Source organism: bacterium (assembly GCA_016703265.1).
GTDB lineage: Bacteria > Krumholzibacteriota > Krumholzibacteriia > LZORAL124-64-63 > LZORAL124-64-63 > CAINDZ01.
In genome coordinates this window covers 384,199-397,483 of record JADJCK010000004.1, presented here as the reverse complement: position 1 = coordinate 397,483, position 13,285 = coordinate 384,199, and the positions used below count along the sequence as shown (strand labels likewise).

General features: G+C 68.5%; 8 protein-coding genes. 5 read left to right on the top strand and 3 right to left on the bottom strand.

Annotated features, from left to right (window positions below):
* The first annotated feature begins 133 nt into the window (after positions 1-133).
* The 4 genes from IPG61_09095 to IPG61_09080 all read left to right on the top strand — a co-directional run bounded on the left by IPG61_09095 (position 134) and on the right by IPG61_09080 (position 6,680).
* Positions 134-1,942, top strand: coding sequence for a cyclic nucleotide-binding/CBS domain-containing protein (locus tag IPG61_09095; GenBank protein MBK6734233.1), 1,809 nt, complete (start codon positions 134-136; stop codon positions 1,940-1,942).
* Positions 1,943-2,039: 97 nt separating this feature from the next.
* Positions 2,040-3,890, top strand: coding sequence for a hypothetical protein (locus IPG61_09090; GenBank protein MBK6734232.1), 1,851 nt, complete (start codon positions 2,040-2,042; stop codon positions 3,888-3,890).
* 202 nt (positions 3,891-4,092) lie between these two features.
* Positions 4,093-4,788, top strand: a complete 696-nt coding sequence (locus IPG61_09085; protein MBK6734231.1) for a hypothetical protein — start codon at positions 4,093-4,095, stop codon at positions 4,786-4,788.
* Between the two features lie 266 nt (positions 4,789-5,054).
* Positions 5,055-6,680 carry an AAA family ATPase gene (locus IPG61_09080; GenBank protein MBK6734230.1) on the top strand — a complete coding sequence of 542 codons (1,626 nt, stop codon included), beginning with the start codon at positions 5,055-5,057 and terminating at the stop codon, positions 6,678-6,680.
* 176 nt (positions 6,681-6,856) lie between these two features.
* Here IPG61_09080 and IPG61_09075 read toward each other — a convergent pair whose 3' ends face one another.
* The 3 genes from IPG61_09075 to IPG61_09065 form a co-directional block, all read right to left on the bottom strand.
* Positions 6,857-8,629: a cation acetate symporter gene (locus IPG61_09075; protein MBK6734229.1), complete on the bottom strand. Its 1,773-nt coding sequence runs from the start codon at positions 8,627-8,629 to the stop codon at positions 6,857-6,859.
* A gap of 69 nt (positions 8,630-8,698) precedes the next feature.
* The gene (locus tag IPG61_09070) at positions 8,699-8,950 is read right to left on the bottom strand and encodes a DUF4212 domain-containing protein (protein ID MBK6734228.1); all 252 of its coding nucleotides are present in this window, start codon (positions 8,948-8,950) and stop codon (positions 8,699-8,701) included.
* A 125-nt stretch (positions 8,951-9,075) separates the two neighbouring features.
* Entirely contained in the window at positions 9,076-11,007 is a 1,932-nt protein-coding gene (locus IPG61_09065; protein ID MBK6734227.1) for a propionyl-CoA synthetase, read from the bottom strand.
* Between the two features lie 275 nt (positions 11,008-11,282).
* Between IPG61_09065 and IPG61_09060 the strand changes: the two genes are divergently transcribed.
* Positions 11,283-13,280 carry an Ig-like domain-containing protein gene (locus IPG61_09060; GenBank protein ID MBK6734226.1) on the top strand — a complete coding sequence of 666 codons (1,998 nt, stop codon included), beginning with the start codon at positions 11,283-11,285 and terminating at the stop codon, positions 13,278-13,280.
* Positions 13,281-13,285: the final 5 nt, after the last annotated feature.

The following is a 13,285-nucleotide window of genomic DNA, read 5'->3' as shown; positions in this document are numbered from 1 at the left end:
TGAACATAACCATTCCGAAGGCAACTGCGGAATTATTCACACCAATCCGCAGCCCGCTGCGGAATGGTATTGACGGGAAGTTCGCCTCCCCGCACGCTTTCCAGGTCCCAGCCGTCGTCAAAGGAGCCCGGCCATGATTCCCCGCATCCTCGACTTCCTGCGCGAACAGCACCCCTTCACGCTGCTGACCGAGGCCGAGCGCGAACGGGTCGATGCCACCGCTTCGGCGCGCACGTTTGCCGACGGCGCGCGCATCCTCGAGCAGGACGGCACGCGGAGCGATTGCCTCTACCTGCTGGTCGACGGCCAGGTGCGGCTGGTGCGCGACGGCGAGGAACTGCAGGTGCTCGAGGAGGGCGACTGTTTCGGCTACCCGTCCATGATCAACCGCGCGGCACCGGCCTTCGATGTGGTGGCCGCCGGCGAGGTGCAGGTGCACTGCGTGCCCGAGGCCGTGTTCCGCGAACTGCTGGGCAACGCCGCCTTTGCCGAGTTCTTCCTGCACAGCCTGGGCGAACGGCTGCAGCGCGTGACCGGCGCCAGCGTGACGGCCCTGGGCGGCGAGTTGACCACCGAGCTGGGCGATCTCGAGCTGCGCGCGGTGGTGCAGGTGCCGCCGGGCGCCACGGTGGCCGAGGCGGCGCGCGCCATGCGCGACGCGCGCGACGATTTCGCGCTGGTGGCGGGCACGCCGCCGGGCATCGTCACCGACCACGACTTCCAGGTGAAGGTGCTGGCCGAGGGCTTGGGCCCCGACACGCCGGTGGCGCGCGTGATGACGCGTCCGCTCAAGACGCTGCCGTCCGACACGCCCGTGCACGGCGCCCTGCTCTACATGCTGGAGGAGCGCATCCACCACCTGCCGGTGCTGCGCGAGGGCCACATCATCGGCGTGCTGACAGCCACCGACCTGCTGCGCCACCAGACCACCAACCCGCTGTACCTGATGCGGCGCGTCGAGCACCTCGATCGCGACACCACGCTCGCCACGTACAGTCGCGATGCCGCGGCGATGGTCGAGCGCCTGTTCCGCGGCGGCCTGAAGGTGGGCCAGATCGGGCGCGTGTTCGCCAGCCTGAACGATGCGCTCATCCGCCGGCTCTGCCGCCTCGCCGAAGTGGACCTGGGGCCGCCGCCCTGCCCGTACGCGTGGCTGGTGTTCGGCTCCGAGGGCCGCATGGAGCAGGCCCTGCTCACCGACCAGGACAACGCGCTGGTCTATGCGCGCGACGATACGGGCGCGCCGGAGTACTTCGCCCGCCTGGCCGCGCGTGTGGTGGGCGACCTGGTGACGGCCGGCTTCCCGCCCTGTCCCGGCGGCTGCATGGCCACCAACTGGAACAAGCCGCTGGCCGCGTGGGAAGAGACGATCCGCGGCTGGATCGACGAACCCACCCCCGACAACCTGATGGTGTCCTCGATCTTCTTCGACTACCGCGCCGTGGCCGGCACGCTCGACGTGGCGGCACTCGACGACCGCATCACCGCCGCCGCCGGCAACCAGCTGTTCATGGCGCACCTGGCGCGCGTGTCGCTGCGCTTCAAGCCGCCGCTGGGCCTGTTCCAGCAGATCCAGGCCACCGACGACAAGGTCGACCTGAAGAAGCGCAGCATCGCCCCCATCGTCGCGGCCGCGCGCGTCTACGGCCTGGAAGCCGGCACGCGCGCTCGGCCCACGCGCGAACGCCTGGAGGCGGCCATCGAAGCGGGTGTCGTCAGCCGCGACCTCGGCCAGACGCTCATCGAGACCTACCGCTTCCTGCTGCAGCTGCGCCTGCGCGAGCAGCTGGCGGCGGTGGCCGGCGGCGGCGCGCCGGACAACGACGTGAACCTCAAGGCGCTGTCGTCGTTGCAGCGGCGCCACCTGAAGGACGCGTTCGGGGTCATCCGCGAGATGCAGGGCGCGGTGGCGCGGCGGTACCGGACGAGCGCGCTGGGGTAGTTGGTTGACCCGATCGTCCCGCTGCCCTAGACTGATGCGGGGGCCATCAGGCCCCGATTCGATCGTCATGACCCAGGGGCATCTGGGAGATTGTGTCATGCGGAAGGTCCCGACGCCTTTCCGCGCCGTGGTGATAAGTGTGCTGTCCGCGGCGACTGTTTGCACAGCGATAACCTGCTCGGCTATCGCCTCGATCAACGATCCGCTACCCGATCCGCTATCCGACAAGACGCTCATCGTGGACGGCTCGGCGGTGCACTCCGTCGGCAGCCTGTGGAATCACGTCACCAACTGGGGCCTGATCGGCGCGCGGCCCGGCGTGACGTCGCCTTACGGCGGCGCCCCTTCCGGGCGCTGGCCCGGCGCTGGCGGCTACGACCACCTGTGGTCTGCCGGCCTGTGGGTCGGCGGCACCGTGCAGGGTCAGCCGCTGGTGAGCACCGGCCAGTGGGGAACCGAGTTCATGGCGACCCTCGATCCCGTGGACATCATCTACGCCACGAGCCGGGGCCAGGAAGGCGGCCAGCGCTACCCCTGGGACGGCGCCGACGATGACGGCGACGGCCTCGAGGACGAGGACGCCCCCGACGGTCGTGACAACGACGGCGACGGGCTCATCGACGAGGATTTCGCCGCTGCGGCCGACCAGGAATTCCACTGCGTGATGTGGGACACGACGGCGTTGGCGCAGCAGATGATGCCGGACCATGTGCCGCTGAACCTGAAGGTGGTCCAGCGTTCGCTGCAGTGGTCCGACCCGGCAGCCGACGACTTCATCGGCTACGAGTACATCGTCACCAACATCGGCATGGAAACCATCGCCGGCGTGCATTGCGGCATGTTCGCCGACTTCGACATCGAAGCGTCCGACAACGACCAGGCCGGGCGCTGGCTCGGCATGGTCGACGTGGACGGGGAAGCGGTTCCCGTCAACCTGGCCTGGACGCGCGACCATCCCACCATGGGCGGGCTGCCGAGCGTGGCCGCCTGGGTGATGTGCGGCGTGCAGACCGATGCCGCCGCCGGCTTGGCCGGTGGCGCGCTCGATGTCTGGTCGTTCAACCGGTTCTCGGGCAACGCATCGTTCCAGCAGGGCGGCGACCCGACGAACGATGCCGAGAGCTACTGGCTGCTGCACACCGCGGGCCTGGACTCCGACTCTCCGCCCCAGGCCTACTCGGACTTCCGGGTGCTGCTCTCGGCGCCGCCGATTCCCTCGCTGGCGCCGGGCGAGACGGTGACCTTCCGCTCCGCGATGGTCGTAGGCGGCAGTTTCGATGACATGCTGCAGAACGCGGCGCAGGCCGTGCTCACGGCGCGCGGCCTCTCCTTCGACCGCGACGGCGACCCGGCCAACGGCGCCGAATTCACGGTTCCCTGGCTGCGCACGCAGGACGCACCCGTGGCAGCCGTCTCGGGCCACCTGACCGCCGTTGCCGCCGCGGGTGGAGTGTCGCTGTCCTTCGACTTCCGGCACACGGTAGCGATGGATGTGTCGGTGGTGCGCCGTGCCACGGCGCGGCTCGGTGCACGTCGCTGGGATGCCGTCGCTTCGGGCGGCGTGGTGACCGACAACGACCCGGGCGACTGGCCGCGCACGTACGACCTGGTGGCCCTTGCCGCCGGGGGCGAGATCGTGCTCGACACGGTCGAGGCCGGCGCCGTCGTGCCTTCGCCGCTGCAGGTGCGCGCGAGTCCCAACCCCTTCAACCCGCGCCTGACCGTGGAACTGGCGCTGCCGGCGGCGGGCCGGGTGCGGGTCACGGTGCTGGACCTGCGTGGACACCTGGTGCGCGAACTGCTGGCCGGCCAGGCGGCGGCAGGCGTGCAGCACGTGGTGTGGAATGGTGACGATGCCGCCGGACGCGGCGTCGCCAGCGGCACCTACACGGTGAGGCTCGAGACCGCCACCGATCGCGTCGAGCAAAGGGTCACGCTGTTGCGTTGAGCCTTGCGCGGCGACGGGGTGGCGGCATCAGGTCGATGACGGCGAGCGGGGCTTCGCGCGATGGCGCGGGGCCCCGTTCCGCTTGCCGCGCAACGCTGGCGCCGGCGCAATCACTGTTTCCTTCCACGCGCGCACGCCGTATGCTGAGGATCCCCCTGGCAGACCCCTGCCCGCTGATACAGGACTAAGGATGGTCGCAATCATGAAACTTCGAACCCTCATGGCCGTGTCCGCATGCCTGCTCGTCCTCGGCGCCTGCAACGAGTCGACAAGTCCCTCGTACCTGCGCAGCGACATTCATGGCCGCGTGGTCGACGCCGACGGCCGGCCGGTGGCGAACGCAGCCATCGCGCTGGAGCTCGAGTTCGAGGAAGTGGTTCCCACGCCGGCAGACAAGCCGAACCTGGCGATACGGTTTACCATGCAGGACCCGAGCGTGGCGGAACTTTGGATCACGTCCTTCTGTGACGCTGATACGGTGCGCATGCTGCTCAGTGAATCGCTGCCCGCCGCCGAGTATGCGGTTGTCTGGAACGGCCTCGATGACGCAGACCGCCTGGTCCCGGACGGTGTGTACTGGGTGCATCTGGTGACACCGACCGAGAATTGGGTCCGGCCGGTTCTGATGGCCAACCTGGGCTACGCAGGATTGCCCGAAGGTCGCGAGGTCGCTGCCCAGACTACCTCGACGGAGAGCGGCCACTTCCGCCTCGGCCAGGGATGCCTGCCGTTCGAGTTCGAGTTTCCGGCAGTGGGTGAGCCGTACGGCAGCATCGGCCTGGCGATCACCAGGCGGGTGCGTGTGTGGGTCCTGCATGAAGATCATGTGCCGACCTGCAGCAACTGGGTGACGATCGACGACAGCGATGGCGCGGAAGTCGAGATCACGCTGCACTAGGGCTGCAAGTGCCGACAGCGATGCACGATGAAGCGTGAACGCGGACCCGGGGCAACTCGGGTCCGCGCTTTCCAGTGCGACGACAATGCTGTTGCGATGCATCCCGCATATTCTCCATACGGTATACATCCCCAGCCTTATCCACCGGATTCAGCGTTCACGCGCGATGACGCGCCCCACACGCGCCGCGCGATCGGCTAGACTTCCTGCGCACGGGACCATCAGGAGAATCGCGTCCCGGTCGGCACATGCAGGAGGATCCCCATATGACAAACCTCACCCAGCGCCAGCTTCCGACCCCTCGTGAAATCGTTGCCCATCTCGATCTCTTCGTCTTCGGACAGGAACTTGCCAAGCGCGACCTCGCCGTCGCGTTCTACAACCACTACCTCGGCATCGGCTATCACGACCACCATCCCGTCGCGGCCGCCGCGGCGCCGACGCGCAGCCAGGCGGGTGCGCCGTTCGGCAAGCAGCACATCCTGCTCATGGGCCCCACGGGCTCGGGCAAGACGTACCTCATCCGCCTGATCGCCGAATTCCTGGGCGTGCCCTGGACGTTCATCGCGGCCACCTCGCTGGTGCAGACCGGCTATGTCGGCACGCGCATCGAAAACGCGATCGGCACGCTGTACCAGTCCACCAACCGCGACCGGCGCGCCACCGAACGCGGCGTCATCCTCATCGACGAAGTGGACAAGATCGCCTCGCACGGCCGCACCTCGGGGCCCGACGTGAGCGGCGAGGGCGTGCAACAGGCGCTGCTCTCGGTGCTCGACGGGCGGGTGGTGCAGGTGTCGAGCGGCGGCTCGTCGGACTTCGTGATGGGCGAGGTGGACACGTCGTCCATTCTCTTCGTCTGCGCGGGCGCCTTTGTCGGGCTGGATGAACAGGCCCGCCGCCGCCGGCGGGGCGAAGCGGGGATCGGCTTCGGTTCCGCGAACCCGGTGACGGGCGGCGGCGGACGGCCGCGGCCCGCGCCGCTGCAGTCCGACGCGCTCAGGCCCGACGATCTGCCCGACACCGAGGACCTGGTGCGGTTCGGGTTCATCCCCGAGCTGATCGGGCGCTTTGCCACCATCTCGGCCACGCGGGCCCTGACCGTCGACGACCTGGTCTCCGTGCTCGAGACCGCCGAGGAATCGGCGCTGCCGCGGCAGCGCCGGCTGTTCGAGGTGCACGGCATCGACCTCGACTTCACGTCGGGCGCCCTGCGCGCCGTGGCCGAGGAAGCCTGCGCCCTGGGCACCGGCGCGCGCGGGCTGAACCGCGCCGTGCTGCGCAGCCTGGCCGAGGTCGACTACCGGCTGCCCGAGCTGGCGGCCGAGGGCGTCACCCGCGTGACGGTCACGGCGGCCTCGGTGCGCGGCGGCAAGAGCGTGGACTTCCAGCGTTCGCGTTCGCGCCCCCGCGCGGTGCGGCGGCCGGGCGTCCGCGCCGGGCGCCCCGGGGTGCCCGGCGATGCCGCGCAACCGGCCTGTCGGACCGTGGCCGAAGACCTGCGCGCGGTGGCGCTGGCGGTGCCGGAGTCATCGCCGCAGGAGGCAACGGGCAGCAGCGGCAGCGAGGCCTTCACGTTCACGGACGCCCGCGACCTGACGCCGCAGCAGATCCGCAAGCGCCTCGATGCGGTGAAGAAGTCGCTGAAGTTCGGCAAGTCGATGCTGACCGCGCGCAAGTGGTGGTCGGCGTTCGAGGAGGGAGAACCGCCTGCGGCTGCACGTGGTGCTGCGCACGGCCGAGGAACTGCGCATGCGCGACTGCGGGCTGGACGAGTTTTCAACGCCTACCTGGACGCGAACACCGACAACATCCACAGCGTGCTGCTGTTCCTGGACTACCGGCGCAGCCGGGACGAGTGGGAGAGGAAGCGGAAGGCGCCGGCGGCGTAGGTTGATGGGCGCGACGACGCAACAACCCGGCAGGGGGTGTGCGCAGGTTGATAGGTCAACCAACCAGCGCAGAAAGAGTGCGAAGAGAGATCTCCGTACAAGACATGAAAGAACCGCCGGTCACCACAAAGTGACCGGCGGTTCGCATTCAACCCGACGGGTCAGCGCAAGCAGGCCTAGTGCCCGCCCATCGCCCCCTTCGCGCCCTGCGGCACGCGGATGTCCTCGACCAGGTGCTGGATGTGGTCGGGCGGCGGCGGCGTCATCTTCGACACGACCCAGGCCACGAAGAAGTTCAGCAAGGCCGCCACGGCCCCGAACGAGCCCGGCGAGATGCCGAACAGCCAGTGCTTCGCGTCATCGGGCGCCATGTTCGTGCCCTTGATGAAGAACCAGCCCTTGAACCAGAAGATGTAGACCAGCGTGGCGACCAGGCCGACCAGCATGCCGGCGATCGCGCCCTGCTTGTTCATGCGCTTGTTGAAGATGCCCATCATGATGGCCGGGAAGATGGACGAGGCCGCCAACCCGAACGCCAGGGCCACCACCTGCGCGGCAAATCCAGGCGGATTCAGCCCCAGGAACCCCGCCACGAGGATGGCGCCGGCCATCGCGATGCGTCCGGCCATCAGCTCGCTCTTCTCGGTGATGTTCGGCATGAACATGCCCTTCAGCAGGTCATGCGACACGGCCGACGACATGGCCAGCAGCAGGCCGGCCGCCGTCGAGAGGGCCGCCGCGATGCCGCCGGCCGCCACCAGGGCGATGACCCAGTTCGGCAGCCGGGCGATCTCGGGGTTGGCCAGCACCATGATGTCGTTGTCGACCTTGACCAGCTCGTTGCCCTGCCAGCCGAACTCCGCGGCCTTGGCGTCCAGGCCCTTGCCGTAGTACTGGATGCGGCCGTCCTTGTTCTTGTCGTCGAACTTCAGCAGACCCGTCTTTTCCCAGTTCTTGAACCAGCTCGGGGCCTTTGCGTACTCCAGGTTGGCGTCGGCGGCGCCCACCGGACCGGTCTGGATGGTGTGCATCAGGTTGATGCGCGCCATCGCCGCCACGGCCGGGGCCGTGGTGTAGAGGATGGCGATGAAGACAAGCGCCCAGCCGGCCGACGAACGCGCGTCGCGCACCCTCGGCACCGTGAAGAAGCGCGTGATCACGTGCGGCAGGCCCGCCGTGCCGATCATCAGCGTCATCGTCAACAGGAACATGTTGATGAGTGACCCGCGTTGTGTCGTGTACTGGGCAAAGCCCAGGTCCTTGCAGATCAGGTCGAGCTTGTCGAGCAGGTAGCCGCTGCCGTCCGCCAGCGAACCGCCCAGCCCCAACTGCGGGATCGGGTTGCCGGTCAGCTGCATGGAGATGAAGATGGCGGGCACCGTGTAGGCGAAGATGAGCACGATGTACTGGGCGATCTGCGTGTAAGTGATGCCCTTCATGCCGCCGAGCACCGCATAGACGAACACGATGCCCATGCCCACGTACACACCCGTGTTGTAGGGCACTTCCAGGAAGCGCGAGAAGGCGACGCCCACGCCCTTCATCTGGCCGATCACGTAGGTCAGCGAGGCCACGATCAGGCAGAGGACGGCCACGCCGCGCGCCGTCTTGGAGTAGAAGCGGTCGCCGATGAACTCCGGCACCGTGAACTTGCCGTACTTGCGCAGGTACGGGGCCAGCAGCATCGCCAGCAGCACGTAGCCGCCCGTCCAGCCCATCAGGTAGGCCGAGGCGCCGAAACCGCTGAACGAGATGATGCCGGCCATCGAGATGAACGACGCGGCAGACATCCAGTCCGCGCCGGTGGCCATGCCGTTGAGGATGGGATGCACGCCGCCGCCGGCGACGTAGAATTCCTTGGTCGACTTGGCGCGCGTGCGCGCCGCGATGTACAGGTACACCGCGAACGAGAGGCCGACCACGATGAAGGTCGTCGTCTTCAGGTCCATGTCTCAGGCTCCTTTACTTTCTGGCGCTCAGTCCCGGCCGCGGCGCGGCCGGGCGACGATCAGCTCGCGTCAGTCCTCACGCACGCCGAACTTGCGGTCGAGGATGTTCATGCGGTGCGCGTAGAAGAAGATCAACGCCACGAAGATGTACATGGAGCCCTGCTGGGCGAACCAGAAGCCCAGCTTGTAGCCGCCCAGGCGGACGGAGTTGAGTTGCTCGGCAAGCAGGATGCCGAACACGAACGACACCACGAACCAGATGGCGATGCACATCGCCACCAGCCTCAGGTTCGCCTTCCAGTAATCCTTGGCTTTGCTCATTCCGGCCTCCACGGTCAGGGTAAAGCTCGAACCTGTCGCGGTCAGTCGTGCATGTCGTCCGGCATATTGCGGACCTCGGTAGTACCATTTCCAAAGGTCCGCTGTCAATCCGGTCTCATGTTTCCCTACATGCCTTCGGCGTCCTCATCCCCCAGCGGCAGCCGCGCGTACTGCCCCACGCGATGCTTGCGCAGCGCGGCGCGGATCTCGGCGATGATCGCCGGGTCGTCGATCGTGGGCGGCGTGACGATCTGCTCCTCGACCGCCAGCCGCCGGATGGTCTTGCGCAGGATCTTGCCCGAGCGCGTCTTGGGCAGCCGCGGCACCACGATGGCCTTGCGGAAGGCGGCCACGGCGCCGATCTCCGAGCGGATCAGTGTGACCAGTTCCTCCTCGACCACGGACTCGGTGGCCGCCACGCCGTCCTTCAGCACCACCAGGCCGATCGGCACCTGGCCCTTCAACTCGTCGTCGATGCCCACGACCGCACACTCGGCCACCGCCGCGTGCGCGCCGATGATCTCCTCCATCTCGCCCGTCGACAGGCGATGCCCCGCGACGTTTATCACGTCGTCGGTGCGGCCCATCACGAACAGGTAGCCGTCCTCGTCGAGGTAGCCGCCGTCGGCGGTGTGGTAGTAGCCCTCGAACGACTTCAGGTAGCTGTTGCGGAAGCCCTCTTCATCGTTCCACAGCGTGGGCAGGCAACCGGGCGGCAGCGGCAGCTTCAGGCAGATGTTCCCGGTCTCGTTCGGCGCCACGGGCACGCCCGCGTCGTCGAGCACCTCGACCTTGAATCCCGGCACCGCGAACGTGGCCGAGCCCACCTTCACCCGGTGCGGGTCCAGGCCCATCGGGTTGGCGACGATGGGCCAGCCCGTCTCGGTCTGCCACCAGTGGTCGACGATGGGCACATCGAGTACCTGATTGAGCCACTCGTGCGTGGGCGGGTCGAGCCGCTCGCCGGCCAGGTACAGCGTGCGCAATGTGGAGATGTCGTACTGCCGCCGCAGGTGCGCGTCGGGGTCTTCCTTCTTGATGGCGCGGAACGCGGTCGGCGCCGTGAAGAAGGCGCTCACGCCGTAGTCCTGGATCACGCGCCAGAACGCGCCCGCGTCCGGCGTGCGCACCGGCTTGCCCTCGAAGAGCACCGTCGTGCAGCCGTTGATCAGCGGCCCGTACACGATATACGAGTGCCCGACCACCCAACCCACGTCCGACGCCGCCCAGAACACCTCGCCCGGATTCGTGTTGTACACGGTCTTCATCGAGTACTTCAGCGCCACGGCGTGGCCGCCGTTGTCGCGTACCACGCCCTTCGGCTTGCCGGTGGTGCCGCTGGTGTAGAGGATGTAGAGGGGATCGGTGGACTGCACGGGCACGCAGTCGGCGGGCTGCGCATGGTGCATCAGGTCGTGCCAGTCCAGGTCGCGGCCTTCGATCATCGTCGCCTGCGCGTGCGGACGCGGAAAGACGATGACCTTCGCCGGCGGGAACTGCGCCTCTTCGAGCGCGGCATCGACCAGCGGTTTGTACTCCACTACGCGCGTGAACTCGAGCCCGCAGCTGGCCGTGATCAGCAGCTTCGGCCGCGCATCGTCGATGCGCACCGCCAGCTCGTGCGGCGCGAATCCGCCGAACACCACCGAGTGCACCGCGCCCAGCCGCGCGCAGGCCAGCATCGAGATCACCGCTTCCGGCACCATCGGCATGTAGATGATGACGCGGTCGCCCTTCTCCACGCCCTGCGCCTTCAGCACACCGGCGAACTTCGCGACCTCGTCGCGCAGCTCTCTATATGTATAGCTGCGCTTGAGGTGGGCCGAGGCCGAGTCGTAGTAGAGCGCGATCTGCCGGCCGCGCCCGTGGTCGACATGGTAGTCGAGCGCCAGGTAGCAGGTGTTCAGCACGCCGCCCTGGAACCAGCGATACAGGCCGCTGCTGTCGCGCGTGAGGATTTCCCGCGGCTCCTCGAACCACTTGATGAGGTTCATCTTCTGGCGCCAGAAGAAGCGCGGGTTCGACACCGAGAGCTCGTGGACGTCCTGGTAGCGCATGCAGAGGTCCTCCGGCAGCTGACGTTCGGGCCTGGTCCCCTTCGCGTGGGGGACGGCGCAGCATACAGGAGAATTCCCGCCTGTTGAAGGGGTTCTTTCATATTTAGCGATTGATAAGCATTTTCACAATAAACCCCGCAAAAGCATTGCGTGCTCCGGCCATTGAATCCGCATCTGGTCATGGATGATGGAATTCGTCCTGTATGTGGGGCGATGGACCGCGGACACTGGCCAGGGAGCCTCTCATGTTTTGTAACTTTCGTTTTGACAACAGCTTGAACAGACGATCGATGGCGGCGGCGGTCCTTCTAGCGGCAGCACTCCCATTACTGGCCGCCGGCTGCGGCGGCAAGAACGCCAACGGCGGCGGCACCCAGCCGGACACGACCCCGCCGTCGGTTCTCACCGTGGCCCCGGCCGACCAGGAAACCGGCGTCCCGGTGAGCGCGGCCATCGTGGTCACATTCTCCGAACCCATCGACCCGGACAGCGCCACGCCCGCCACCATCTCGGTGCTGGGTGTCTCGGGTTCGGTCAGCGCCTCGGGCAGCACGGCGACGTTCACGCCCACGGGATTGCTCCCGGCCGACGCGGATGTCGTGGTGCAGGTCAGCGTGGGCGTGCGCGACCTGGCCGGCAACAACCTGGTGAGCGGATGGAACGGCGGCTTCCGCACCGCCGGCCAGCCAGTAGCCAATGCGGGCGGCGACGTGGTCGCCACGCGGGGTGCGCCAACCACACTCGACGGACGCGGCAGCGCCCCGCTCGGCGGCGGCCCGCTGACCTACGCCTGGTCGCAGGTCGAAGGTGCGTACGTCGGCAACCTGACCGGTGTGCTGCCGTCGTTCGTCGCGCCGGACGAGAACACGACGCTGTTGTTCGAGCTGGTCGTCAGCGAGAACGGCTCGCCCAGCGCGCCGGACACGGTCGCAGTCGTCGTGACCGATAATGCCACCGGTGCGTTCTTCGTGACTGCCGACGGCGGTGCTTCGGACTCGGGCCGCATCGGCAATCCCACGAACAACCTGCAGGCGGCCATCGACGCGGCTGCAGCGATCGGCGGCGGCACGGTGCACGTGGCCGCCGGCACCTGGAGCGGACGGTTCACGCTGGCCGACGGTGTCGACCTGCACGGCGGCTACGACGCAGCCACGTGGCTGCGCGATCCGGCGGTGCATGTGAGCCTGATCACGGGCAGTGACCTGCCGTTGTCCGGCAACCAGGTCAGCGACGTAACCGTCGACGGCTTCGAGATCGCAGCGACCGACGCCGCGCCGAACGCCAGCTCGATCGGCGTGCGGCTGGACAATGCGACCGGCATCGTGCTCAGCCACAACCGCATCAGCGCCGGCCGCGGCGGCAACGGCAGCAACGGCACGGGCGGCACGGTCGGCGGCCCGGGCAACACCGGCAGTGGGGGCGATGACGAGGGCGGCTGCATCCCCGCGCGCGCGGGCGGCAGCGGCGCCAACGGCGGCACGGACCGGGCCGGCGGCAGGGGCGGCAATGGCGGCTTCTACGGCGGCGCCGACGGCAGCGGCGGTGACGGACCGGCCGGCGGCGGCGGCGGCGGTGGCGGCACCTACAACACCGGTTCCCGCGGCACCGACGGCGGACCGGGAGGACCGGGCGGCCACGGCGCGGGCGGCATCGATTTCGGCCTGCTCACGGCCGCCTCCTATGCCAACGCCGGCAATCGCGGTGATACCGGCGCGACCGGTGCGCCGGGCGGCGGCGGTGGCGGTGGCGGTGGCGGCGGCGGCAACGCGATCAGCGCCTGTGGCGGCGGTGGTGGTGGCGGCGGCGGCGGCGGCGTCGGCGGCAGGGGCGGCCTGGGCGGCTATGGCGGCGGCGCCTCGATCGCGGTCCTGATCAGCCGGAACAGTGCGGTCGAGATCATCGACTGCGAACTGCAGGCCGGCGACGGCGGCAACGGCGGTTACGGCGGCGTGGGCGGCAACGGTGGCGGCGGCGGCAACGGTGGCAGCGGCGGCGACGGCTACAACGGCCTGGTCGACGTCGGCGGCGGCGGCGACGGCGGCAAGGGCGGCACCGGTGGCAAGGGCGGCTATGGCGGCGGCGGCGGCGGTGGACCGAGCCTCGGCGTGCTGCAGTCGTCGTCGAGCACGGTCAACCTCTCGCTCGACACCACCATCGCCCTGGGCCAGCCCGGACAGGGCGGCATCCGGCCCGACAGCAACGGCAACAACGGTGCCGGCGGCATCGCCGCCGAGGTCAAGGTCGTGGTCGACACCGCGGAACCGACCCTGTGAACACC